Source organism: Barnesiella propionica (assembly GCF_025567045.1).
In the GTDB taxonomy this organism is placed as follows: Bacteria; Bacteroidota; Bacteroidia; order Bacteroidales; family Barnesiellaceae; genus Barnesiella_B; species Barnesiella_B propionica.
In genome coordinates, this window is record NZ_JAOQJK010000007.1 from 67,178 (window position 1) to 93,169 (window position 25,992).

General features: G+C 39.3%; 22 protein-coding genes. 12 read left to right on the top strand and 10 right to left on the bottom strand.

The window, feature by feature from the left end:
- The first annotated feature begins 24 nt into the window (after positions 1 to 24).
- Both OCV73_RS10455 and OCV73_RS10460 read left to right on the top strand, forming a co-directional pair.
- Positions 25 to 753 (top strand): YebC/PmpR family DNA-binding transcriptional regulator, encoded by a 729-nt coding sequence (locus OCV73_RS10455; RefSeq protein ID WP_147551966.1) that lies wholly within the window; start codon positions 25 to 27, stop codon positions 751 to 753.
- Between the two features lie 88 nt (positions 754 to 841).
- The gene (locus OCV73_RS10460) at positions 842 to 1,087 is read left to right on the top strand and encodes a TIGR03905 family TSCPD domain-containing protein (RefSeq protein WP_147551968.1); all 246 of its coding nucleotides are present in this window, start codon (positions 842 to 844) and stop codon (positions 1,085 to 1,087) included.
- Between the two features lie 12 nt (positions 1,088 to 1,099).
- Here OCV73_RS10460 and OCV73_RS10465 read toward each other — a convergent pair whose 3' ends face one another.
- Entirely contained in the window at positions 1,100 to 1,570 is a 471-nt protein-coding gene (locus OCV73_RS10465) for a DUF695 domain-containing protein (protein ID WP_147551969.1), read from the bottom strand.
- 110 nt (positions 1,571 to 1,680) lie between these two features.
- On the opposite strand from OCV73_RS10465, the gene OCV73_RS10470 reads away from it, so the two are divergent.
- Positions 1,681 to 2,997: a DNA recombination protein RmuC gene (locus OCV73_RS10470; protein ID WP_262512948.1), complete on the top strand. Its 1,317-nt coding sequence runs from the start codon at positions 1,681 to 1,683 to the stop codon at positions 2,995 to 2,997.
- 66 nt (positions 2,998 to 3,063) lie between these two features.
- Here the strand turns inward: OCV73_RS10470 and OCV73_RS10475 are convergent, their stop codons facing one another.
- From OCV73_RS10475 to OCV73_RS10485, 3 genes are all read right to left on the bottom strand, one after another.
- A complete protein-coding gene (locus OCV73_RS10475; protein WP_147551973.1) occupies positions 3,064 to 3,240 on the bottom strand; it encodes a histone H1 in 177 nt (58 codons plus the stop codon).
- 165 nt (positions 3,241 to 3,405) lie between these two features.
- Positions 3,406 to 4,314, bottom strand: coding sequence for a bile acid:sodium symporter family protein (locus tag OCV73_RS10480; protein ID WP_147551975.1), 909 nt, complete (start codon positions 4,312 to 4,314; stop codon positions 3,406 to 3,408).
- 624 nt (positions 4,315 to 4,938) lie between these two features.
- On the bottom strand, positions 4,939 to 5,988 hold the full coding sequence (locus tag OCV73_RS10485) for an endonuclease/exonuclease/phosphatase family protein (RefSeq protein WP_147551977.1): 1,050 nt from the start codon (positions 5,986 to 5,988) through the stop codon (positions 4,939 to 4,941).
- Between the two features lie 413 nt (positions 5,989 to 6,401).
- Between OCV73_RS10485 and OCV73_RS10490 the strand changes: the two genes are divergently transcribed.
- The 8 genes from OCV73_RS10490 (at position 6,402) to miaA (ending at position 18,813) form a co-directional block, all read left to right on the top strand.
- Positions 6,402 to 9,272 carry a carboxypeptidase-like regulatory domain-containing protein gene (locus OCV73_RS10490; RefSeq protein WP_147551979.1) on the top strand — a complete coding sequence of 957 codons (2,871 nt, stop codon included), beginning with the start codon at positions 6,402 to 6,404 and terminating at the stop codon, positions 9,270 to 9,272.
- A gap of 27 nt (positions 9,273 to 9,299) precedes the next feature.
- On the top strand, positions 9,300 to 10,247 hold the full coding sequence (locus OCV73_RS10495; protein WP_147551981.1) for a DUF5689 domain-containing protein: 948 nt from the start codon (positions 9,300 to 9,302) through the stop codon (positions 10,245 to 10,247).
- A 30-nt stretch (positions 10,248 to 10,277) separates the two neighbouring features.
- Positions 10,278 to 11,786 carry a DUF6359 domain-containing protein gene (locus OCV73_RS10500; RefSeq protein ID WP_167551254.1) on the top strand — a complete coding sequence of 503 codons (1,509 nt, stop codon included), beginning with the start codon at positions 10,278 to 10,280 and terminating at the stop codon, positions 11,784 to 11,786.
- A 163-nt stretch (positions 11,787 to 11,949) separates the two neighbouring features.
- Positions 11,950 to 13,326, top strand: a complete 1,377-nt coding sequence (locus OCV73_RS10505) for an endonuclease I family protein (RefSeq protein WP_147551985.1) — start codon at positions 11,950 to 11,952, stop codon at positions 13,324 to 13,326.
- A gap of 82 nt (positions 13,327 to 13,408) precedes the next feature.
- A complete protein-coding gene (locus OCV73_RS10510) occupies positions 13,409 to 14,056 on the top strand; it encodes a hypothetical protein (RefSeq protein WP_147551986.1) in 648 nt (215 codons plus the stop codon).
- A gap of 188 nt (positions 14,057 to 14,244) precedes the next feature.
- Positions 14,245 to 16,425: a S9 family peptidase gene (locus tag OCV73_RS10515; RefSeq protein WP_147551988.1), complete on the top strand. Its 2,181-nt coding sequence runs from the start codon at positions 14,245 to 14,247 to the stop codon at positions 16,423 to 16,425.
- A 165-nt stretch (positions 16,426 to 16,590) separates the two neighbouring features.
- A complete protein-coding gene (locus OCV73_RS10520; RefSeq protein WP_147551990.1) occupies positions 16,591 to 17,874 on the top strand; it encodes a hypothetical protein in 1,284 nt (427 codons plus the stop codon).
- Between the two features lie 9 nt (positions 17,875 to 17,883).
- Positions 17,884 to 18,813, top strand: coding sequence for a tRNA (adenosine(37)-N6)-dimethylallyltransferase MiaA (gene miaA, locus OCV73_RS10525; RefSeq protein ID WP_147551992.1), 930 nt, complete (start codon positions 17,884 to 17,886; stop codon positions 18,811 to 18,813).
- Between the two features lie 325 nt (positions 18,814 to 19,138).
- Here miaA and tatC read toward each other — a convergent pair whose 3' ends face one another.
- Together tatC and OCV73_RS10535 are read right to left on the bottom strand one after the other, a co-directional pair.
- Positions 19,139 to 20,056 carry a twin-arginine translocase subunit TatC gene (gene tatC, locus OCV73_RS10530; protein ID WP_147551994.1) on the bottom strand — a complete coding sequence of 306 codons (918 nt, stop codon included), beginning with the start codon at positions 20,054 to 20,056 and terminating at the stop codon, positions 19,139 to 19,141.
- A 72-nt stretch (positions 20,057 to 20,128) separates the two neighbouring features.
- Positions 20,129 to 20,332: a Sec-independent protein translocase subunit TatA/TatB gene (locus OCV73_RS10535; protein ID WP_147551996.1), complete on the bottom strand. Its 204-nt coding sequence runs from the start codon at positions 20,330 to 20,332 to the stop codon at positions 20,129 to 20,131.
- Between the two features lie 149 nt (positions 20,333 to 20,481).
- On the opposite strand from OCV73_RS10535, the gene fabD reads away from it, so the two are divergent.
- Positions 20,482 to 21,363, top strand: coding sequence for an ACP S-malonyltransferase (gene fabD, locus OCV73_RS10540; protein WP_147552002.1), 882 nt, complete (start codon positions 20,482 to 20,484; stop codon positions 21,361 to 21,363).
- A gap of 88 nt (positions 21,364 to 21,451) precedes the next feature.
- On the opposite strand, the gene OCV73_RS10545 is transcribed toward fabD, so the two are convergent.
- Genes OCV73_RS10545 through OCV73_RS10560 form a run of 4 tightly spaced genes read right to left on the bottom strand, consistent with a single transcriptional unit; the run spans position 21,452 to position 25,831 of the window.
- The gene (locus tag OCV73_RS10545) at positions 21,452 to 22,204 is read right to left on the bottom strand and encodes a nitroreductase family protein (protein WP_147552004.1); all 753 of its coding nucleotides are present in this window, start codon (positions 22,202 to 22,204) and stop codon (positions 21,452 to 21,454) included.
- 42 nt (positions 22,205 to 22,246) lie between these two features.
- Positions 22,247 to 22,648: a 2-amino-4-hydroxy-6-hydroxymethyldihydropteridine diphosphokinase gene (locus OCV73_RS10550; RefSeq protein WP_147552006.1), complete on the bottom strand. Its 402-nt coding sequence runs from the start codon at positions 22,646 to 22,648 to the stop codon at positions 22,247 to 22,249.
- A complete protein-coding gene (locus OCV73_RS10555; RefSeq protein WP_147552007.1) occupies positions 22,645 to 24,774 on the bottom strand; it encodes a Tex family protein in 2,130 nt (709 codons plus the stop codon). The genes OCV73_RS10550 and OCV73_RS10555 overlap by 4 nt, the downstream gene beginning before the upstream one ends.
- A 4-nt stretch (positions 24,775 to 24,778) precedes the next feature.
- Positions 24,779 to 25,831, bottom strand: coding sequence for a metallophosphoesterase (locus OCV73_RS10560; RefSeq protein WP_167551255.1), 1,053 nt, complete (start codon positions 25,829 to 25,831; stop codon positions 24,779 to 24,781).
- Positions 25,832 to 25,992 lie beyond the last annotated feature (161 nt).

Genomic DNA, 25,992 nt, shown 5'->3' on the forward strand with positions numbered 1-25,992 from the left:
TCATATTTGTAATATAAATAACATATGGGAAGAGCGTTTGAATATCGTAAAGCCAGAAAGATGAAGCGCTGGGGTAATATGGCGCGTACATTTACGAAGTTAGGTAAGGAAATTTCTATTGCTGTGAAAGCGAGCGGCCCGGATCCCGACAGTAATCCCCGTTTACGTGTGCTGATGCAAAATGCAAAGGCTGCCAACATGCCAAAGGAAAATGTTGAAAGAGCGATCAAAAAAGCTATTTCTAAGGATGCCGGGGATTATAAGGAAGTCGTATATGAAGGTTACGGACCTTATGGTATTGCTATAGTTGTAGAGACCGCTACCGATAATCCCACCCGTACGGTAGCTAATGTGCGCAGTTATTTTAATAAAGCAGGAGGGTCTTTGGGTACTTCGGGCAGTCTTACTTTTTTGTTCGATCATAAGTGTGTTTTCAAGATTAAACAAAAAGAGGGTGTTTCGCTGGAAGATCTGGAACTTGAATTGATCGATTATGGTGTGGACGAACTGGAGAATGACGGTGAGGAAGTCGTTCTTTACGGAGAGTTTGAATCGTATAATAATATACAGCATTATCTGGAAGAAAACGGTTTTGAGATAACCAGCGCCGAATTTGAACGTATTCCTAATGATATGAAACAATTGGATGCGGAACAACGTGCCTCGATCGAGAAACTGATTGAACGTTTCGAAGAGGACGAGGATGTCCAGAACGTATTCCATAATATGCAGGAAGAAAACGAGGACGAATAAGTCCTTATATAAATATCTATCAAAGGGAATATTTTTTGTATTCCCTTTTTTGTTTCTTTGTTTTATTATGTACGGGGGAAAACAGGATATGAAAATAGAATACAGACCACAGGGGACTTGTAGTTCGAAAATCGAAATCGAACTGGAGAATGATGTTATCGGAAAGGTTTCTTTTACGGGAGGATGTAGCGGAAACCTGCAGGGGTTAAGCCGATTAGTAGATGGGATGAAAGTGAACGAGGTTATAAAACGTTTAGAGGGAATACGTTGCGGTAATCGCCCTACTTCATGTCCCGACCAATTGTGCCAGGCTTTGAAAAGCCTTTGGGGTTAACAATCTCTTGATTTATGCATCCAGGGTATTCTCATTATTGTCGGTTGTTTCCCCATGCGCACGTAATTCGTACATTTCCTTATATTCGTTCCATTCCGGATCTTTTTCGGTATAGATAGTAATAGGAAGCAAATCGTAAGTTAATAAAGCATCATTGAACATTTTCCCAAATGCCGGAATATTTCTGGTATAAAATACCCACGTGCGTTCCCCTCCTCCGGTATAGATACCGGTAAGTATAGCCAGTTTGTTTTTTTCCATGGTATTTTTTACCGTTTCCTGCACACGTTCCATGAGTTCCGCTTCTTTTTCGGACGGCATACCATTGGCGTCTGCTTCATATTTCCATGATATTTCCACCCGTTCTTTGAATTTTCCCGATTCGGTAAACGTTCTTATCTGGTCTCTGCCGCAAACAATGATCATTTGGTCACCTTCCTCGGTCTCGGCAAGTGAAGTGAACCATTCGTCTCCTAGTTTCATGTATATATTTTAGTTTCTTTAGCGACAAAGATATATGAATTTTCCGATAATATTCTCTTGTCTGCTATGAATATGTTATATTTGATATCACTAATCTTTAATGAATGTTTATGTCGGTTTTGTTGTACATATTGTTGCTGGTTTGCATATCGGTCATATTTTGGTTAACGTATAAATTATTCCGGAATTCTTCAGATGTTGCTGTCTTAAAAGAACGCAATATCTTGCTGGAAACTCAATTGGCCGATAAAGAGGCACAATGGGATAAAACAGGTCGGGAACTGGAACGGATACGGGAGGAGTATAAGGATATGTTGCAAGAATCCGGAGAACTCAAAGCCTTGAATCATGGTTTGAAAGAAATGTTGACTCTGCAAAAGGAAGAAGTACGGAAAGCCAGGGAAGATATGAATAATGAATTCCGTGTCATAGCAACTGAAATTCTGGAAGATAAATCTAAAAAGTTCAGGGAATTGAATGATGAGAAACTCTCGGAGATACTGAATCCTTTAAAGGAACGTATAGATGGATTTAAAAAAGCGGTTGAAGATACATATAGCCAGGAGGCCCGTGAACGTTTTTCCTTATGTAGAAGTATTGATGAACTGGTAAAATTGAATAAGACGATAGGAGAAGAGGCAAATCAGTTAACACGGGCTTTGAAAGGGGACTCTAAAATACAGGGAGACTGGGGTGAGATGATCCTTGAGAATATTCTTGAAAAATCGGGTCTGGAAAAAAACAGGGAATATTTTTTACAGGAAACATTGAAAGACAGTGCCGGAAGAACCATTCAAAGTGAAGAAGGCCGCAGATTGAGACCGGATGTTATAATAAAATATCCCGGAGAGAGATGGATGGTAATTGACTCTAAAGTTTCTCTTACCGCTTATGTTAAGTATATAAATGCTTCGGACAAACTCGAACGGGATATTATGATCAAGGAACATGTTCTTTCTATGCGGAAACATATTGAAGAGTTAAGCCGTAAAAGTTATCAGGATTATTTGGGAAAGAATGATTATGTAATGATGTTCGTTCCTAATGAAGCGGCATATATGTCTGCGATGCAGTATGATGCGGAAATGTGGCAGTTTGCTTATGACCGGAGGGTCTTATTGTTGAGCCCGACTAACCTGATAGCTGCTTTAAAACTGATTGCAGACTTATGGTTGAGAGATAAACAGACCAGGAATGCTATATTTATTGCCGAGGAAAGCGGGAAACTATATGATAAATTCGTCGGGTTTGTCGAGGACATGGAACGTATAGGGCGTAATATAAATATGGCCCAGGACAGTTATGCGAAAGCTATGAAGAAATTATCTACAGGTACGGGAAATTTAATAAGTAAAGCTTCTCGACTGAAAGAAATAGGGGCTAAAACATCCAAGTCTTTATCGGTTGAAAGTGAAGAGCAGGAATGATAAAGAAGAATTTCGTACATGAAATTTGACGAAACTCTTCTTTATCGGATGAACAAAACATTATTTTTATTTTTTTCCCTCTTCGATGGAAACTTTACGGAATTCTTTCAATAATTCTGTCAATGCCAGACTCGCTTTGCGGGCACGAGCTCCGGCTGCTTTATTGTTTTTTACTAATTGTGCTTTGGCATTCTCATCGAAAATCATCCATTCATTGGTAATTTTAGTTAGTAAGTCTTCCATAATAATTAATTTAATGTAGTAAGTGTTTGATTTATATCCTTGTTTAAGTCACAAAGATATAGGACGCCTTTGTTTGGATTGTGTCAAATTTGCAAAAAAATATGCCAAATCAGAAAAAATGATTCCCAAAACGGAAAAAATGTGTTTGGCAATGTGATGAGCTTATTATTTAACCGGAGAAGAAGCTAACTGTTTTTCTTTCAGGTATAGCTGAAAAGAATTAATGCTATTTTGCCATACTATATAAGAGGCCGGTCCTATGGATGCAGCCGGATTTAAATAAGTGAGTGCCATCCATATTGCTAATACTGTATTTTTTTGTCCTAACCCTTGCGCTCCTGCTATCTTTTCGTCGTAATGTTTTCCTACCCGGCGCCCTATATAAAATTGGGCGATACATACAATAAATGATATGACGGCTATTGCTATTTCTTCGGGAATGCTGGAGACCGGCTGCCGCATAATAAATGTGACAGCTCTTCCGACAACAATAAAAAGAGAGAGAGACCATAGGTAAAATGAAATGTTCTGACGGGATTTGAGCTGATAGTGTAGCCGTGGGAAGAATTTATTTAATACTAAAGAGATAATGAAAGGCAGTATAAGTAATGGAAGTACCTCCTGACAGATGATAAGGAAAGAGTCTGTAAAAGCTATTTCGGCATGTTCGCCAATGAATGAGAATATAAACGGTGAAAGTATGGCAACGGACATATTGCTTATAAGGCTGTAGGTGACCAATGCCGATATGTTTCCTCCTAACATTCCTGCTATGACAGGTGCTGCGGTAGCCGTGGGACAAAAAACACATATGAAGGCACCTTCGGCAATGAGCGGGTCCCAGTTGTATAATGATCCGAAAACAATAAGGCTTCCTATTATCTGTATGGAGATTAGTGATAGCTGAAATCGTGTGATTTTTAATTCTTTAATGGATATCCTGCAATATGTAATCAGTAACATCACAAAAATGAGTATAGGGGCGAGAAAAGCGATAGCGTTTATAAATTCATGAAAGAGACATCCTGAAAGCATGGCGATAGGAAGCACCCATATCTTTAGTTTTTGCAGCATGATTGTAATAATTAATGCCATGCAAAGTAATGGCTAATAGATGAATAATCAAAAGATATCGTACAATATTTTTGGTTCTTTATCCAGGCTCAGATGTTAGCAATATATTCCTATACCCTGTTTCAGAATATTTTATTGGAGTTGGCGAAGTGTCTGTCGCCTTCGTTAATGATTATTGTGCCTGCATTGAAGAGAACTGGAATTTGTGCAAAATAAATTTAGAAAATGCCCGCTCAGACTTCTTTATTAATCTTTTTCCGTATTAAGTTGTTATGTATACATATTACTTATAATCATTAAAAAAGTAGGAGTCGCAGCCTTTAGACAGGTATGTGCCCAAGTTTATTTGTTTTGAGATATGGAGAGTTTAAGAAGGAAATTTTCACCTAGGGTTGAAGGCGGATTCCGGAATCCGGAATATGATAAGTTGCAAAGAATAATAGGTATAATAGTATTTATACTTATCGGTGTTGTTTTCTTTGTGTTATTGATAATGGCTTTTGGTAATAATAATTTTTAAATGAAAAATGGACTTATTGTTGTATATGGATATTGATAATTGTAAATAAGCACAGATATTTTTTATCTGTGCTTATTTACAATATAGGTTAGTTGCTTTGTAATTTATTGGTTTACCTCTTTTGCCAGATATATGATTGTTGGGAAATGGTCGCTATATCCGTTCAAATAAACTCCGCCGGCATGGGTACGCTTTGGATATCCCTTATATTTCCCTTCTGTTTGTTTCAGGAAATCTTTATTGAAAACTTCGGCTTTGAAGAATTTGAGAGTCGAACGGTCTTTACCCAATAGATTGGGGGTTATAATTATCTGGTCGAAAAGATTCCATTGACCATTATATGCTAATGTACCGATACCTTTACTGAATATAGGCCACATTGTATTATAAAGGCTATTGGTTTCTATTGCTTCTTCCTGGTTTTTTTTAGCACCGAGAATTACTTTACAACTGCGGTTAGTGGGATCGTCGTTCAAATCTCCCATGATTATAACTTTGGAATTCGGATTTAAAGCCAGTATGGAATCTGTTAAATGCTTGGAAAGAGCCGCCGCGGCTTCCCGTCGGGGACTGGATTGTTTTTCTCCTCCCAGGCGCGAAGGCCAGTGGTTCACGATTACATGTACGGGTTCGCCGGCTAAATGTCCGCTTACTACAAGCTGATCACGAGTAAGCATATTCGGGAATTCGGGTACGTATAGTCTGACACTGGTAGATGTATCTACCCGGAACTGGTTCTTGTCGTAAAGAAGCCCCACGTCAACACCCCGCCTGTCGGGTGAATCGTAATGTACGATCCCGTAATTCCGGTTGGCAAGTTCTCCTGTTTTGATCAGATCTTCAAGGACCGTGCGGTTCTCTATTTCAGAAACTCCTATAATGGCAGGACCTTGCGGGCAGTATTTGTCTGTCGCTAATTTGCTGATAGCGTAGGCGAGATTGTGTAGTTTATTATTATATTTCATAGTGCCCCATTTCATAGAACCGGCTGGGGTAAATTCTATGTCGTTTACTTCCGGTTGATGGATTGTGTCGAATAAATTCTCCAAGTTGTAAAATGCAACCGCATATACGGCTACTGGTTTACCTTGTGCATATACTGTCGTTATACCGATTAATAGCGACATAATAAGTAAAGATGCAACTTTTCTCATAGTTCTGAAAGTTTAGTATGGGTTAGATTGTTTATTTCTCATTTTTTTCTGGAAATAGGGATGCAAGATACTTCATATCTTACAAAAAAACGAAAAAAAATGGAAATAAAATCGTGCAGTAGGGTAATTTTCAATTTTTTGTTGTTATTTTGTTACATAACCGATTGTGTAAAATATTGTTATATAGATAAATAATTAAAAGTTGTTATTAAATATACGAGGCCTTAATTTATTCTTGACCATGAATGCTTCTATAAATTAATGATTCCGTGTAAAATATTCATAGAAATGTAGTTTGATAAATCAAAAAAAATATATTAATTTGCAAATTCCTTTTCACTTTTGTTAGTGAAACAGGAGTATTTAAAAAAGGGATTTATATTTTAATATCAACTTAACTAAACCTTTAATTTATGACTCGAAGATTTTGGCTGTTAATAATGCTCTTTGCTAGTATTTCCATGCTCGCTCAGACGGGAAATATCCGGGGCATTGTTATTGACTATGCTACCAATCGGCCCGTTGCTGATGTGAAAGTCTCAGTGAATACTAAGAAAGGTGCGGCTGTTACGAATGCTAACGGCGCATATGAACTAAAAAAAGTACCTGCGGGAGTGCGAGTAGTAGTGTTTACTGCTCCCGATTACAAACCGTTTTCTAAGGAAGTGAATGTTGTACAGGGGAATTCGGTTCTATTAAATGCTTCCTTGGAGAAGAAAGTGAATGTTATTGAACAGTCCAAGGAAGATAACGTGTTACTTTTCGATGAGTCGGTTATTGATGACGAGGGTTCCACTTCGGGGCAATCGGCTTCTTATTTGGCCGGAGCTTCTGATGATGTTTATTTGAACGCTGCCAGTTACTCATTCAGTCCTATGCGTTTCAATGTGCGCGGTTACGACCAGTCGGCTCAGGAAACCTATATCAACGGAGTTAATTTTAATGATCTCGAAAGAGGACGTTTCAATTATTCGAGTCTGGGAGGTTTGAACGATGCCATGAGGAATAAAGATGTTACCGAATCGCTGGTATTACCGGGTTATGGTTTTGGTTCGTTGGGAGGTATGACGAATATAGATACCCGTGCTTCGGCTTATGCGGCCGGAACAAAAGTAAGTGCAGCTTATACCAATCGTGCGTATACGTTGCGCGGGCAGGCTACTTATGCTACCGGACTTATGGATAACGGTTGGGCCTTTACCGCTTCTACTGTTTATCGCTGGGCAAACGAAGGTATTATAGACGGTACATTCTATAACTCCTGGGGATATTTCCTGAGCGCCGAGAAAAAAATAGACAATCATAGTTTCTCACTGACTACTTACGGAGCTCCGACCAAGCGTGCACAACAAGGGGCTGTGGTACAGGAAATATATGATTATCGCGGAATTTATTATAATCCTTATTGGGGATATCAGGATGGCAAAAAGAGAAATTCACGTATTGTACACAGCTATGATCCTACCGCTATATTTAACTGGGACTGGAAAATTGACGAAAAAAGTGATTTGAAGGCCGGTATAGCTTTCCATTATAGCAATTACAGCAATTCGGCTTTGAATTTTTATAATGCACCGGATCCCCGTCCTGATTATTACAGGAATTTACCCAGTTTCCAAAAAACTTCCCAGCTGAATGATGATGAACATATTAATTGGGATTTATTTGATGAGTTGAAAAAATCCTGGACAATGAATAATACGAATGTTACGCAATTGGACTGGAATTTTATGTATGGCACCAATTATCTGAACAATTTGGCAAATCCTGGTTCCAGTTCCAGATATATGCTGGAGAGACGCCATAATAACCTGATGGAAATTCCTTTGAACGTGACATACGATAACCAGTTGAACGAGTCGTTGAAGTTGATCGCCGGAGTTGAGGCTAAGTATTCTAAAGGGATGCATTATAAAACCGTAGATGATTTATTGGGGGGCGAGCAGTGGATAGACATAGACCAGTTTGCCGATCGTGATTTTACCGATAATCCGGTTATTATACAGAATGATGTGAGAAATCCGAATCGTGTGGTAAAAGACGGTGATAAGTTCGGTTATAATTATAACATATATGTAACGCGTGCATCTGCTTTTGCACAAAATGACTGGAAATGGTCTAAATTCGATTTGTCTTACGCCGTACGTTTGAGTTATACCCAATTCCAGCGTGAAGGTCTTATGGAGAATGGCCGCGCTACGGTTATCGGTGCGAAATCTTACGGCAGAGGAAAAAGTAATTATTTTGTCGATCCGAGTATTAAAGTGAATTTGGTGTGGAAAATAGACGGACGTAACCGGTTGTCATTGGACGGTTTGGCCGAAACACGCGCTCCGTTTGCCGGATATGCTTATGTTGCACCTCGTGTTAAAGATACCCAGATTAAGGGATTAACGAATGAAAAGATCTTCTCTTATGATTTGAATTACCAATTCAATACTTCTATTGTAAAAGGACGTGTCAGTGTATTCCAGACATTTACGCGTGATGGAATAGAAAGTACGGGATATTATAATGACGAGTTCCGTACGTTTGTAAACCATACTCTCAGTGATGTGAATAAACGTTATATGGGTGTTGAAGCCGGAGTCAGCGTAAAACTGAACAGCAGTTTCTCCGTATCGTTGGCCGGGACTTATGGCGATTACCGTTATACCAATAATGCCAAGGGAGTGATGAGTGCAGAAAACGGTGTGAATCTTTTTACCGGAGAATTACCTGTCGCCGATGAAAACGGAAATATAGAATCTACGGACCTCCGGGAAACGGTATATACGAAGAATCTGAAAGTAAGTAACGGACCACAATTGGCCGCTGCAATTACTATCGATTATTTCCATCCTAAGATGTGGTTTGCCGATGTAACGCTTTCTTATTTTGATAAGAATTATCTCGATTTTTCGCCTTCCCGTTTTACCCATATGAATATGTATGGAGGAAAATATAAAAATGAATTGGGAAAATATCAGCAATATGACGGATATACTCCTGAACAGAAAAAACTATTGGGAACCCAGGAAAAACTGAAAGGGGGCTTCTTGTTAGACGCTTCGTTGGGTAAACTTATTTATTTGAAAGGACGCAGCCAGCAATTGAATATAAATCTTAGTTTTAGCAATATCTTGAATAACAGGGATATGGTAACAGGCGGATATCAGCAGGCTCGTCTTAGCCGGAATAATAAGAGTGCAACAAAGGCAATTGAGACTGTGGACAAATTCCCGAACCGTTATTATTATGCGTGGGGATTCAATATGTTCCTGAATATAGGTTATAAATTCTAATCACGAACAAGTTAATATTTTAAGATTATGAAATTAGCTAAATATACCGTATGGGCTCTTGTGGGAATGGCTGTTCTTTTTACCAGTTGTGAAAAAACTTTTGATGCTGTTCCTCCTGAAATTGCTATTGTTCAGGAGACGGATCCTGAAGCTTGGCAAGAAACTATTTCTATACCTGATTTTAAGGACTCGTATGATAATGCTCAGGGTTTCTTTACCACTAATGTAGTCGAGGCTACTTATGAGCTGATTATTAAAGGACGTGTGATTTCTTCCGATGTTGCGGGAAATATTTATAAATATATAGTATTGGAAACTTTGACTCCTAATGAGGAAGGATATAAAGAGGCTATTAAAGTTTTGATAGATGCCGGTAGTCTTTCTGGTGTGTTTCCCGTGGGACAAGTAGTGGCTCTGAAATGTAATACATTATGTTTTGGCCGTTACGGCGATTCTCCTCAGTTGGGAGTAAAAACTTATAATATTTCTAATAAACGGGAAGAACCGGGACGAATTCCCTGGTCTTTGGCTCCGATACGTATGCAGAGGATAGGATTTCCGGATGCTTCAAAGGTTGTACCCCGGGAAATCACTATTCCGGAATTACTGGCTTCGGGACCTTCAATATATAACACTCTGGTACGAATTAAGGATGTCCATTTTACCGGAAAAGGTAGTGGCGGTGAAAATTTAAGTGCTAAAGACAAAATTTTTGCTCCGTCTACTTTTAATGGCACTTATAATGTGGGATATCCCCAGGCCCGTCAGATCGCCGATGCTGCTGGAAACGTGACCTATATCGCTACAAGTGAATATGCCCGTTTTGCAGAAGTCAAGTTGCCTGATCCTAACAAGACAGGTGATATCGTGGCGATAGTAGGCTGGTATCGAAATAAGGATAGTGAACCCGGAGATTGGCAGCTTACTATACGTTCGCTGAACGATTTGTCCAATAGTTTCGGACTTTCAAAATAACATTACTAACACAGATATAAATAGTAAATTATGAAAAAAATGAGAAAATTAGTTTGGATGCTTATGGCGGTCGCCGCTTTTGGCTTTACCGCTTGTAATAATGCGGATGACGAGCCTGATGGCAACGGTAATGGTAATGGTGGAGGCGGCGGTACCGAAATTCCTGAAGGAAACGGTACAGAAGCTTCTCCGTACAATGTAACACAAGCATTGGCTAAAAATAATAATGAAGAAGTTGCCTGGGTAAAAGGTTATATTGTAGGACAAGTTGCCGGTTCTAAACTGGCTGAAGATTCCGAGTTCAGTGCTCCTTTTCATGGTGCAACCTATGATGACGGTACTGTTGCCCGGGAAGGTACTAACCTGTTGATTGCAAATGTGGCCAGTGAAGATAATGTAGCGGCCTGTGTGGTTGTTCAGTTGCCGGCAGGAGTTATCCGTCAAACTTTGGAATTGGTGAATCATCCTGATAATGACGGTAAAGTTGTTGAATTGAAAGGTAAGCTGATGAAATATTTCGGTGCTTACGGTTTGAAAGAAGTCACAGCAGCTAAACTGGATGGAAAAGCTATTGAAGAAGGAAATCCCGGGCCTGGCGGAGACGCTAAAGGTAAAGGAACTAAAACAGATCCTTATAATATCGCAGGTGCTGTCGCTCAGAATAATAGCGGAGCTAAAGCATGGGTGAAAGCATTTATCGTAGGTCAGGTTGAAAATGGCGCAATGTCTATGGATGCCACGACCTGCCAGTTCGGAGATGCTATTGTACATTCTGAAACTGCCAATACTAACATATTGATCGCTGCTTCGGCTACCGAAACCGATTATACGAAATGTATGCCGGTTCAATTATTGGCAGGCGAAGTGCGTAATGCTTTGAGTGTTGCTAATAATGCTGCTAATGTCGGGAAAGAAGTTATGATTTATGGTTATTTATTGAAATATTTTGGTACAGCAGGTATTAAAAAAGAAGATGCCAATAAGCAAAATATCTTGATGGGTGCTATTCTTGACGGTAGAGAGATTGGTGATGTAAACGATAATCCGGATGATCCTACACCGGGTGGAGATGCTATTTTCAGCGAAACTTTTGCTACCAGCTTGGGTGATTTCACGGTGCAAAATGTATCTGGTGTGCAAGAATGGGGTTGGGATTCCTATAAATATGCGATGATGAGCGGTTATGCCGACGGACAAAGTGTTGCTAATGAAGACTGGTTGATTTCTCCGGCTATTGATCTCACCGGAAAATCGAATGTGACCATTACTTTCGAACATACAGCTAATCCGTTGGCTGGTATGGCTGAAAACCAAACTCTTTGGTTCTCTTCTGACTATACCTCGGGTGCACCTGCTTCCGCTACATGGAAACAAGTTACTATCGCCAATTATCCGGCAGTAAAATGGGAGTGGACAAACTCAGGAAATCTGGCAGTTCCAGCTGAATTTATGACGGCCAATGTTCATTTTGCATTCAAATATGTTTCTACCAACACTACATCGGTTAAGTGGGAAATAAGAAATGTAGAAGTGAAATAAGTATTTTTGGAATAAAATTCTTTAAAAGAGGAGCATCGATACGATGTTCCTCTTTTGTTTTACCGATTTTGTGTTGATGGCTTATATATTTCGTTAAATATGAGTTTATTCATTTAATTTTTTCAGGTTAAGTTATTATCTTTGCTATATTCAAACATAATTAATGATGATAAAGAAAAGAGCCTTAATTTTTTTAGCGGTAATTTTATGCTGTGCGACATCCCTTTATGCTGAAATGCCTCGTGATTATTATCCCGATGAATTAGAGGGCTTGAATACCTCTGACTTAAAAACCGCTTTGCATAAATTAATAAAAGTGCATAAGCGTATTCCTTATGGTGCGAACGGTACGTGGGTAGTGTTTAGGAAAAGTGATATCCGTCCGGACGGCTCTATCTGGGATATGTATTCCAATGTAAAACGTTATTTCCCGGCTAATGGCTCGCACAAAGATATGAATATAGAGCATAGTGTACCCAAAAGCTGGTGGGGCGATTCTTATCCTTATTCGGTAGATGCTTCGTTCGATTTGCATCATCTGGTTCCTTCCGATGCGGATGCTAATCAGGCAAAAAGTAATTACATACTTGGAGAATGTAGAAGTGTGAATTATAATAACGGCGTAACCAAAGTTGGTTCGACTTATATCAACAATGTTAGTACCAACGCTTTTGAGCCTGCAGATGAATATAAGGGTGATTTTGCCCGTATGTATATGTACATAGTTACATGCTATCAAGATTATGCATGGCTTTCTTTGGGAAGAAATATGTTCACGGACGGGATATATCCTACTTTGAACAAATATTCTCAGGATTTATTATTGAAATGGCATCGTCAGGACCCGGTAAGCCAGAAAGAGGTTGATCGGAATAATGCGATTTATTCTTTCCAGAATAACCGTAATCCTTTCATCGATTATCCTTCTTTAGCTGAATATATATGGGGAGATTCCATAGCTTATGCTTTTCATTTTAGCGGAAGTGCCGTGATCGCTCCTATATTAAATGTTAAGAACGGAGATCTGGTTGATTTCGGGAATGTTTCTTTAGGAGAAAATAAAACGTTAAGCGTAACCATACGAGGGCAATATTTGACTTCCGATCTTTCTTTGAAACTGGAACAAAGCGGAACAGAATTTTCTCTGGAAGATCGTGTCCTCTCTGTGGATAACCTGAACAGTGTTTCAGGTGCGCAACTCCGTATTTCATTCCATCCGGATGCTTTTGGCTCTAAAGAAGCGACTTTAATACTCTATGGGAATGATTTTAAGGATGATATAGTACTTAATGTGAAGGCCCTTTGTATGCCCGCGGAGGTTAATCCTGTGAGTATAGACGGGTTGAAGGCTTCTTATGGAAAGAATGATGCGAAAGTCGCTTTACGTCTGAGAAATTCGACTGAGAATCCCATCTGGTATATCGATGGAAAACAAATAACAGATGGATATTTAAATCCGTCGGGATTATCGGTCGGAATACATACGATCATGTTCCGGACGACTTCTTATTCAGGTAAAGTGAGAGTGAATATTAATTGAAATTTTAATAATAAGAAATAAGACGATGAGAATATCATATAGATTTTGTTTTGCTGCCTTCTTTTTATTTGTATTATCAGCTATGATGTTAGTTTCTTGTAAAGACGATTCGAGTAATAAACCTTTTTCATTAAGCGAATCGAAGTTGTCTTTAAAAGTAGCTGAGACGGCGACAATACGGGTTTCGGGTGTTTCCGGATTTACCGTTGAAATGACGGGGAATATTGCTTCATATACTATAGACGGTAATGTTATATATGTGAAAGCGGAGAAGGTCGGTACGGCGGCCTTAAGGGTTTTATCCGGTTCCGAAACTTTGGAATGTCAGGTAACTGTCAGTGAGAATTCGGCACAAATAGGTTTTTTCGCCGATAAGACTCCTCGTGTGGAAATGTGGCAGCCGAATACGATTAATACCGAGACTACTGCTGGGTTGCAGGTTACGTACGAGAAAAATGTAGATGCTTCGGGCTGGCCTGCTTCCGGATGTGTTACTCTTGGCTTCCTATATGTTGAAAGTGGCGAATTTTTGCGTGTGAGCGCGAAAGGTGATTTTGATAAAATGGGTGAGTTGTCCGATGGCATGGTTGCAATTAAGGGAAGTGACAATAAAATAGATTATTTGCATTGTGATAAGGTAAAAGTGTCGAAAGTTTCGGACGGTAAGTCATGGATTACTCTTGAGTTCCCTGCGCGGGCTGATATCCGTATTGTAAAGGAATCTTTTTAAAAAACGGAATATTTATTTGACTTGAAAATTTTATTTATACTCTGTGAAAGTTTATTGAAAACTCGTTTTCAATAAACTTTTTTCGTAGAACGAAAATATAATTCCGGAGGAATTGATATATCCCCATTCTTTTTGCATTCCTGCATACTTTCTTTACTTTTGCAGAAATAATATAAAATAAGCGTCTTATGAAACGAATTGTATATGTTGTCTTATTATTGTGTATATCGGTTCTCGGTGTCGAGGCCGAGGCACTGAATTTGAAGGATATAACCAATGGACTGTATAAGGAAAAAGATATAACAGCCGTCACTCCTCTTGCCGATGGCATACATTATGTCGCCGCTAGTAACAATAATACGCGTATAGTAAAATATGAGTATCGTACCGGTAAAGCTGTAGAAACACTGTTTGATGTGGCTACGGCCCGTGAATGTAATTTGAAAAAATTTGAAGGTTTTTCTCTAAGCAAAGATGAAAAGCAATTGCTCATTTGGGATAATTCGGAAAAAATATACCGTCGTTCTTTTAAAGCGGAGTATTATACGTTCGAAATAAAAAGAAATTTGCTGAAGCCTCTTTCGGAGAACGGACAGCAACAAGTCGCTGTTTTTTCTCCTAATGGACGCATGGTGGCTTTTGTAAGAGATAATAATATTTTTGTAAAGAAACTGGATTATGGTACGGAACTGCCTGTTACCCGGGATGGAGCCCGAAATAAGATAATCAATGGTATTCCCGATTGGGTTTATGAAGAAGAATTTGCATTTACTTCCACCTTGCAATGGGCTCCGGATAATGAGACTTTATGTTTTGTCAAGTTCGATGAAAGTAACGTTCCGGAATATCATTTCGATTTGTATGAAGGGAGTTGCCCTGCTTATCCTCAGTATGCATTATATCCGGGAAGTTTTGAATATAAATATCCCGTAGCCGGGGAAAACAATGCGAAAGTTTCTGTATGGTCATATACTGTGGAGACTCGTGCGCTTAAGCAACTTAACGTTCCTGTAGATGCGGATGGTTATATACCTCGGATCCTATTTACCAGAGATGCCGACAAATTGGCGGTTATGACTTTGAACCGAATACAGAATACATTGAATATTTATACAGTGAATCCGAAATCAGGAGTAAACAGGTTATTGTTGCGGGAGCAATCGAATACTTGGATAGATTCTGAGAATATTGATTGTGTTACTTTTTATCCCGATTTTTTCGTAATTGCCAGTGAAAGGAGCGGTTTTCGACATTTGTATCAATATAATCTGAACGGAACATTAATTAAGCAGATAACAAAAGGAAATTGGGATGTTACCGATTTTCTGGGATATGATAATGTAAACCGTACATTTTTCTATCAATCGGCCGAAGAAGGTCCGTTATTCCGGGCGATATATAAAACCGATGCAAAGGGGGCTGTGATTAAGTTATCAGATAAGAAAGGTACAAACAAAGCTGAATTTAATCCGTCTTGTACCTATTTTATTAATAAATATAACAGTACATCTGTACCGTTGGAGATTACTTTGTGTGATGCGAAAGGAAAACAAGTTCGCGTCTTGGAAGATAATAATTCTCTTAAAAATTTGGTAGCTCGTACCGATATTCCCCGGAAAGAATTTTTTACCTGTAAAAACGATGCCGGAGATATGCTGAACGGTTATATGATAAAACCTTTAGATTTTGATGCATCGAGACGTTATCCGGTCGTGATGGTACAATACAGTGGTCCGGGTTCCCAGTTAGTTCTGGATAAGTGGGATGTGAATTGGGAACAGTATCTTGTATCCAGAGGATTTATCGTTGCATGTGTCGACGGTAGAGGGACCGGTGCCCGAGGTAATGCATTCAAGACGTGCGTATACATGAAGTTAGGAGAATTAGAGACACAAGATCAGGTTTCCGCGGCTCGTTATATGGCTTCTCTTCCTTATGTGGACGGTAAAAATATAGGTATATGGGGATGGAGTTATGGAGGTTATGAAACTCTTATGGCTATGTCCCTGAGCCGGGATGTATATAAGGCGGGTGTTGCTATAGCTCCGGTTACCGACTGGCGTTTTTATGATTCTATCTATGCCGAAAGATACATGCGTACTCCGAAAGAAAATTTCGATGGATATAAACGGTCGGCTCCGCTTAATCATACCGAAGAACAAAACGGTGCCTTATTGGTAGTTTCCGGTACCGCAGATGATAATGTACATTTGTTGAATACGTTGCAATACTCCTCGGTAATGGTAGAAAGCAATAAGCAATTCGATATGATGATTTATACGAATAAGAATCATAGCATTGTAGGATGTAACGCCCGTTATCATTTATATACGAAGGTTTGCGATTTCTTTACTGATAAGCTTAAATAAAAAAGAAAGACAACAAGGATAGTAATAAAAGAGATATAAAATAATCATATTGTTAAATATTGTTTTTTGTGTCTCTTTTTTTGTATGTCTTATTGAACTTTTTTCTGAGTTGTTTGTTTAAACATCAAAAGTGTAAATAAGTTCAGTGCACAAATAAAAAAAATTATGTATAGTGCTCGATATCGTAGGAATAAAATTCTGTTAGTTAATTCTTTCGGCCTTTTGCCGGCTGTTTTGGTGTTTATTCTTTGTGAATGGATTTCCGATTATTATGCAGTATTGTTATCGTTAGGCATCGGTATTGTAGGATATTTCTCCATGATAGGTTGGTTTAAAAAGGCGCATTGCCAGTTGATCCCTCAATCGACTTTGATCGTCTTGCTCGCATTTAGTACGTTCCGGGGCGTCGCGGACCTTCTGTCTTTTTCAGTTCCTAACATCTTGTTATTCTCTTTCCCCTTATTTATTATTTCTTTCTGGGCGTATGTAATGCGTCCCGATTATCCGGTATGTCGTAAATGTGCCGAAAAATACGGGAGTATGAACCACCGGGGATTACACGACCGTTGCAACTGTTATGAAGCCCATTATATCATGGGACTGGTATTAGTGGGTGCAGCCATATCGTTTGTCGTTACATCTTTCTATTGGTTGTTTTTATTCGATGAGAATAAGGAAACCGCTAACCGTTTTTTCTTCTACTGGTTTCCTCTCTCTCTTTATGTGTTGTTGCTTGTCTACGAGTGTATAAGAGTCGTCTTAGTATATGATTTGTTATTTAGTACATCTCCTAATGATTTAAGAGACAGTTATATCCGTGATATGACTATCGATGGTGTAGATCCGGGTTATAAACATTGTTTGGTTCGCCTTATTGTTGTGAGCGGGAGTGGTTTATATTTATCTTCATCACATATACAGAACGATCCTTATGCGTCGCCATCCGGTATAGATGTTCCGGTCTATCAAAGTGTACCGTTTTCGAAACGGGGGTTGGACGACGAAGCAAAGCGGTTGGCGGAGGAAAAATTACATATAAAGAATCCTAAGATAAAATTGTTACGTGAATCCAGTGGTGGAAATCCCGATAAGAGAATCGCTCATTTTCTTCTTTTTTTGCAGGAACGTACTGCTTTACCCGAATTACCGGATGCGCGTTGGTATGAAATGCAGGAGCTGAACGATACGATTACGGGTAAAAAGTTTTACTATCTGTTTAAACAGGAATATCTGTACCTTGTCCGTTTATCGCGTATAATATGGCGTTATGATGAAAATGGGTATATCCGTTTTCATGAAGGACGTAAATTTACATTTAATTATTTGTATGAGCAGAATGTAAATCTGACCAGCGGTAAATGGTTCCGTGTTTCTTTATATAATGAGGATAAATGGTCTTTTATGATTCGGGAATGGTTTAAGAGACTGCGTTGTAATTGTTTTGCCTGAATATTTTCTATGATCGATCTTGTTACTATATTGGGACCTACTGCCTCCGGAAAGACTTCTTTAGCTGTCGCTCTGGCCTATCGGTTAGATTCGGAGATTATCAGTGCCGATTCCCGGCAACTGTATCGCCGCATGGATATCGGTACGGGTAAAGACCTTAACGAATATCAATTTAACGGACGCAATATTCCTTATCATCTTATTGATATATGTGAACCGGGGTATAAGTATAATCTCTTCGAGTATTTACAGGATTTTCGTTCTGTTTATGATGATATATCCTCTCGGGGAAAATTACCTGTTCTTTGCGGAGGAACGGGTTTGTATATAGAATCTGTGTTAAAAGGTTATAGTCTTCCTCCGGTTCCTGAAAATAAAGCATTGAGGGAGTCTTTGAAAGATAAAAGCCTGTCCGAGCTTGAGGATATATTGAAGAGATATAAGAAATTACATAATACGACCGATACCGATACATGCAAGAGGGCTATAAGAGCCATCGAAATAGAAGAATATTATTTTTGCCATTTACCGGATAAGCCTGAAGATAAGCCTGTTAATAATGCTCTTATCATAGGTGTGGATATTAGCAGGGAACTTAGGCGCGAAAGGATTTCTCAGCGTCTCCGTTCGCGTTTGGACGAAGGTATGGTTGAGGAAGTACGTACATTGCTGAATAGCGGTATAGCTCCGGAAGACCTTATATACTACGGTTTAGAGTATAAATATTTGACGGAATATGTCATAGGGCGTTTGTCCTATGGGGAGATGGTTTCTTTGCTCGAAATAGCGATACATCAGTTTGCTAAACGTCAAATGACGTGGTTCCGGGGAATGGAGAGGAGAGGTTTCGATATTTACTGGTTGGATGTGTTGCTGCCTATAGAAGAGAAACTGGATCTTATTCAGTCGAAAATAAAAAAAATGAATGAACAACTATAAAGAGGCTCACTCGCAAATTACCGTTTTTTTGTTCGATAGTTTGTAAGTGAGCCTCACGCCTTTCCCTTTCGGGAAGGCAGCGCAATCATCAAAGTATAACCAATCGCTTTTAGTTGCGCATTCTTAGCTACATTTAATCATCAGTAAGATAACAACGGAAATATCTTTCCAGTTCACATGACTGCTCTTTTTGGACAATTTTAGCATATATCATAGTATCCGGTCGCTATATAACAAGTAGTCCCATGATATCCGCTATAGAGTATGCGTGTACCCTGAGATTTGATAATCTTTTTTTGCAGAGGATTATCGGGAGAACTACACATTAATCTTTTTCAGGGTAATCGTCCTCATATTTGTCGTCAGTTTCCTGATAGGGCGATTCGGGCGATACTTCTTTGCCGTTTCGGTGAATAGAAGGAATACTTACATAAGGATCTTCCGGTTCTTCTTTTTCATTTTCCGGTTCATCCGGTTTTACAATAAATGCGCTGAATTCATACAACATATATATAGGAAGAAATACGACCATTAAGGTGAAAGGATCGCCTGACGGGGTAATAACAGCCGCTAAGATAAGTAATCCCACAATGGCATGGCGTCTATAATGGCTGAAAAAAGAGCGGTGTAATAATCCTATGTTAGATAGTATCCAGCAAAGCAATGGTAATTCGAATACAATTCCCATAATAAAGATCATCGCCAGGAAATTATTCATGTAGGAATCGAGCGAGATTTGATTCGGAACCAGTTCACTTACCTGATATTCCGCCAGAAATCGTAATGTTAAGGGAAATACCAGAAAATATCCTACAGCCACCCCTAAAAAAAACATGGTATTGCCTACCAGAAATGCTCCTCGGGCATTTCTTCTTTCTTTGGGATATAGAGCCGGACTAACGAAACCCCAGAGCAAATAGATCACTATAGGGAAAGAGAATACTAATGCCAGCCAAAAGGAGGTACTGATATGAATAAAAAATTGAGAAGCCAGTTGTATATTGATAAGGTTTACGGAAAAATCACTGTTGCAGAAATCGGGCAGTACCGATATATGTTCGCTTAAACGGCATATCCAGCGATAGAGACAAAAGTCGGAGAAACAGGGTGCAAGAATCACGGAATCGAACAAGTCGGGCATGAAAATAAAAAAAACTCCGGCGAATATGCCGATTACCAGTATTGAACGTAACAACACTTTTCGCAAGGCATCCACATGGTCCCAGAAATTCATTTCTTCCATATTTATCCGGCATTAAAAATAAGAATAGGCGTGATATATGTATACCCCGCCTTCCTGATATAAAAATCTTATTTATTTTTTTGTATTGGAGGGAGTGTTGTCGTCACTGTTGATCTGGTCTTCAATATCTTTCATTCCGTCTTTGAAACTTTTTACACCTTTCCCCAGTCCTTTCATTAATTCAGGAATTTTTTTGCCTCCGAATAATAATAGAATAGCAAAAACAATAATGATAATTTCTCCTGTACCTAAGTTTAAGAATAAAAGGGTTTTCATAACGATGTGTATTTTAAAGATTGATTCTGGCCATGATTTCCAAAAAACAAATTAAGTCATTATATTTACTCTATACAACAATTTGCTGATAAAAATGATTAACTTTGCGACGTTTTTTAGAATATTGTATTATTAAAAACAGATATTGAATGAAAGCATTTGTATTTCCGGGTCAAGGTGCCCAGTTTGTGGGAATGGGTAAAGACCTTTATGAGAATAATCCTGTTGCCAAAGAAATGTTTGATAAGGCTAATGAGATTCTCGGTTTTAATATTACCGAACTTATGTTTAACGGTACCGATGAAGATCTTCGTCAAACTAAAGTGACACAACCGGCTATATTTTTACATTCGGTTATTTTGGCTAAAACTATGGGTGCCGATTTCGCTCCCGATATGGTTGCCGGCCATTCATTAGGCGAATTTTCCGCTTTGGTAGCAGCCGGTGCTCTTTCTTTTGAAGATGGCTTGCGTTTGGTTTCTGCGCGGGCACAGGCCATGCAGAAAGCTTGTGAAAAGACTCCGTCGACCATGGCAGCTGTTTTGGCATTACCCGATGAAACCGTAGAGCAAATATGTTCATCTGTTACCGAAGGCGTTGTTGTTCCTGCTAATTATAATTGTCCGGGACAGATTGTTATATCCGGTTCCATCGAAGGTATAGATGCGGCTTGTGAAAAACTATTGGCTGCCGGTGCGAAACGTGCATTGAAACTAAAAGTAGGGGGTGCTTTCCATTCACCAATTATGGAACCCGCACGTACTGAATTGGCCGACGCAATCCATCATACTCAATTTTTTGCTCCTGAATGTCCTGTTTATCAGAATGTGGATGCGAAACCTCAGACCGATCCTGAGATAATCAAACAAAACCTGATTGCGCAACTTACTGCTCCGGTTCGCTGGACCCAATCGGTTCAAAACATGATTGCCGATGGAGCCGACGCATTTACCGAAGTCGGGCCTGGTGCCGTATTGCAGGGTTTGGTAAAAAAAATAAATAAAGATGTGGTTACGAACGGTATTCAGTGAATAAGTGAATTATACTAAATATAAAAAACCTGTCCGGTAATTATACCGACAGGTTTTTTTATTGGAAGAGTTTCTCTGAGAATAAAAATTATTTTTCAGGGAATAAATTGAAGCCTTGCTTTTTCAGAGCACCTTCCATATCATAGTTCATGGCAATCCGGTAATAATCAAGAATATGCCCGCACCAGTCGTTTTCGCTGGTGCTTCCGTTCCGGTGCCGGTTATAAAGACTTATAGTTTCGTCATAATCAAATAATTCCGGTGTCATGTCATCTGTTCTGTAATGGTTTTTATGTATTACCAGAGAACGGTTTTGTTTAGGTTTTAAGTCCGGTTGTTCACGCGGTACGCCTAATGTAAGACCGCACACGGCAAAAACTCCTTCTGGCAGTTTGAGTATTTGAGAGATAGCGGCAGGATCTGCAGTACGCAAATACCCCACACAACAACTGCCTAATCCCATAGATTGAGCTGCTACAACAGCGTTTTGCATAGCCAGTGCAGCATCTACGATTCCTACTATGACACCATCCATAGTATTCTGGAAGGGAGGGAATTCCAGATCTTTAGCTTTAGCGAGTGTTTTGATTTTATTGAAATCCATACAGAAAGCCAGAAACACATTACAGGTTTTTATTTGTTTCTGGTTGGTGATTACGTATAACTCTTCTTTGATCTTTTGGTCGTCTATCGCTATTACGGAGAATTGTTGCCCGTTATAACTTGTAGGGGTATTTTCAATCGCCCGGTATATAAAGTCTAATTTCTCCGGGGCAATGTCTTCCCTTTCATATCTTCGGACAGAGGTCCGTTTTAACAATGTATCTTCTATACTTTTCATATAAGGTGTTGATTTGGTTTTATAAATACGTTTGCGAATTGGTTATTGTTCCGCATATTTGTTCCTTTTTTGCAGTTTTGCAAGTTCTTCTATGCCTTTTAGCACGAATTCGTAGCTTAAATCTCTGGGCTTTTTTACCTCTTTGTTCCAGATGATTATGTCCAGATCCAGCGGAATTTGATTTGTTTTTTTCGATTCAGGAGTTCTGCCTGCCTCGGTTTCCATTATTTTGAGATGGGAATATACGGCTTCATAATCATTTTTTGTTTTGAATATGGCAACAGCGTTAAGATAATCAGGATGTATCGGATTCAGTGCACGGCTGTTGTAACAGGAAGAAAACAAGATTCCCGGGTATTCCCGGCATAGAGTATTTATGCAGTTGGTCATTATGTCTTGTTTATCCGGGGTATTGGATGCTATACTTATGATAACTCGGTTCATATTATATTTTTCATTGTTAATTGCACTCTTTTTCGGACAGTATCTATACCGATTACTTTTACTGTGACGTGTTGGTGCATAGATACTATCTCGGTCGGATCCTGAATAAACCGGTCTGACAATTGTGATATATGTACCAGCCCGTTTTCTTTAATACCTATGTCTACGAAACAACCGAAATTAGTAATATTGGTAACTATTCCCGGGAGAAGCATATTTTCTTTCAGGTCATCGATCGTTTTAATGTTCGGATCAAATTCGAATACCTTGATAAATTGCCGCGGATCCCTTCCCGGTTTGTCCAGTTCTTCCAGTATGTCGTGTAAAGTCGGCAGTCCTATTTTATCTGTTATGTATTTTTCCGGTTCTATGTTTTTTCTTAGTTCTTTATTGGCTATCAGGTCTTGTATGTTACAATGAAGGTCTTCGGCCATTTGTTCTACAATCGGATAGCTTTCGGGATGTACGGCCGAATTGTCCAATGGGTTTTCAGATTGTGGTATTCTTAAAAAACCGGCCGATTGTTCGAATGATTTTTCTCCCATTCTGGGGACTTTTAATAAGTCTTTCCGCTCGCTAAACTCTCCGTGCTCCTTGCGATAATCTACTATGTTTTGAGCGAGCTGAGGGCCGAGTCCCGAAACATAGGAGAGTAAATGTTTACTGGCTGTATTGATATTTACACCTACTGCATTGACACAATTTTCCACAGTTTGTTCCAGAGAACGTTTCAGTTTGGTTTGATCTACATCGTGTTGATACTGACCTACCCCGATAGATTTGGCCTCTATTTTTACAAGCTCTGCCAGCGGGTCCATTAGACGTCTTCCGATGGATACGGCTCCCCTGACAGTCACGTCTTTATCCGGGAATTCTTCGCGTGCTGTTTTAGATGCGGAATAGATAGATGCTCCGTTTTCACTTACGACAAAAACCTGTACTTTATGGCTGTACCGGAGCCCGGTAATAAAAGCTTCAGTCTCTCGTCCTGCTGTTCCGTTTCCGATGGCGATAGCATCTATCCGGTAGCTTTCAACCAGTTGGGTTATTTTTCTGGATGCACCTTTGTAATCCTGTTGTGGAGGATGAGGATAGACTGTTTCATTGTGAAGAAGGTTTCCCTGTGCATCTAAGCATACGACTTTACATCCGGTACGGAAGCCGGGGTCGATGCCTAATATTCTTTTTTCACCCAGTGGAGGGGCTAATAACAATTGTTTCAGGTTTTCTGCGAAAATACGAATGGCTTCGTCATCCGCTTTTTCTTTTGAAGACGCAGAGAACTCTGTTTCTATAGATGGTTTAAGCAATCTTTTGTAACCGTCTTTTATAGCTTCAGATACAAGCCGGGCGGATGTATTGTTATTCCGGATAAATTGTTGTTCAAGACGCTCGAGACAGATGCTGTCGTCCGGAGATATAGAGACTCTCAGGAAGCCTTCGCTTTCCCCTCTTCTCATGGCTAAGAGCCGATGGGAAGAACAACGTTTCAAAGGTTCGCTCCATTCGAAATAATCCTGGTATTTGATCCCTTCGCTTTCTTTTCCTTTAACGACTTTCGAAGAGATATAAGCATCTCTCATGAAAATATTCCGTATACTATTCCGGCTTTTTTCATTTTCCGATATCCATTCTGCAATAATATCCTGAGCTCCTTTCAGGGCTGTTTCCGCATCTTTTATTTCTCCTTTAATGAATGGTGTTGCTCTGTATTCGGGGTTTTCTTCTCTCTGAGACATGATTATTTTCGCCAGAGGTTCCAGCCCGTGTTCCCTTGCTATTTCGGCCCGGGTACGTCTTCGGGGTTTATAAGGGAGATAAATATCCTCCAGTTCTGTCATGTCCCATGAAGCCAATATACGTTGTTTAAGTTCTTCAGTAAGTTTTCCTTGTTCTTCGACAGATGCCAGGATGAAGTTTTTGCGCTTTTCTGTTTCTTTTAATTTCTCATATTGTTCTTTTATCTGGCTTATATATACTTCGTCCAGAGAGCCAGTGGCTTCTTTTCTGTAACGGCTGATAAAAGGAATAGTGGCTCCGTTTTCCAATAAATCGACTGTGTTCTTTACCTGAGTCTCATTTAATTGAAGAGCTTGACTTATAAGTCGAAAAAATAAAGGGTTCATATTTTTATTTACGGGTAAGATCAAGTACGGTAATTTCCGGGGCAGCACCTATGCGCATGGGAAGAAACACACAACCTATGCCTTCATTTACATAGAGAAGTTGTTCTCCTTTTTGGTATAATCCGCTCCATTGCGGATAAAAGAATGAAGAGGGGGAAAAACGAAATTTGCCTATTTCTATTTTTAACTGCATAGCATGGGTGTGGCCTGAAAGCATGAGGTCTATATTCGTTTTGCCGATTACTTCGGCATCCCAGTGTCTGGGATTATGAGAAAGAAGGATTTTGTAGATACTGTCGTTTAAATTAGGATATGCAGCATTCAGGTTCCCGTATTGAGGAAAAGGTGGTTCACCCCAGTTCTCCACTCCTATAAGGGCTACGCTGTCGTTGTTGCGGTATAAATATCTGTTTTCATTGTTGAGCAATAACCATCCCATAGCTTTTTCATCTTCTTCTAATATCTTCAAATTGCGTATTTTATCTTCCGGGTTATTCCACTTCACATAATCGCCATAATCATGGTTCCCCAATACAGAATATATGCCGTCTTTGGCTTTCAATTGTGATAACACGGGGATAAAGGGAGGAAGTTCATCGCTTTTCCTGTTTACCAGATCACCTGTGAATACAATAACATCGGGGTTTAACCGGTTCACTTCCTGAACCAGTTTTTCTATGGGGCGCGTGTTCCCGAAGTAGTTTTCCAGGTGTATGTCCGATATTTGTACTATGCGGTAATTTTCAAATCCGGCCGGAAGTTCCGGAGATGATATCGTTATATAGCGGCTTACAGGGGTTAAACGGGTATGAAATGAACCGTACAGCATACTCCCGCATATGATGAATGCGAGTATACCGCCGATTCGGGAGAACGTGTTTATTTTTCTTTTGTCCCATAGTAGGGGTATATAATCGATAACCGATATAATGAGATATATAAGTTTAGGTATATAGATACAAAAGTAAAAAAACATTGTCCAGGTAAGCAATGCCGTATGGCCTCTGTACATACTTTGACCGGAAGAGATAATGGCAGCAACAAGAAGAACGGCCATTAATGCATTTATACACCAAAACAAAGGACGAATCCGTAACCATTTAATATTCCTTATAACCCTCCGGTATATATACAGGTCTGTAAAAAAATTAACAATGAGAAGTATGATTAGTATTAATACGGGAAATCGCATGATTTGTCTTTTAGATGTTACTATGA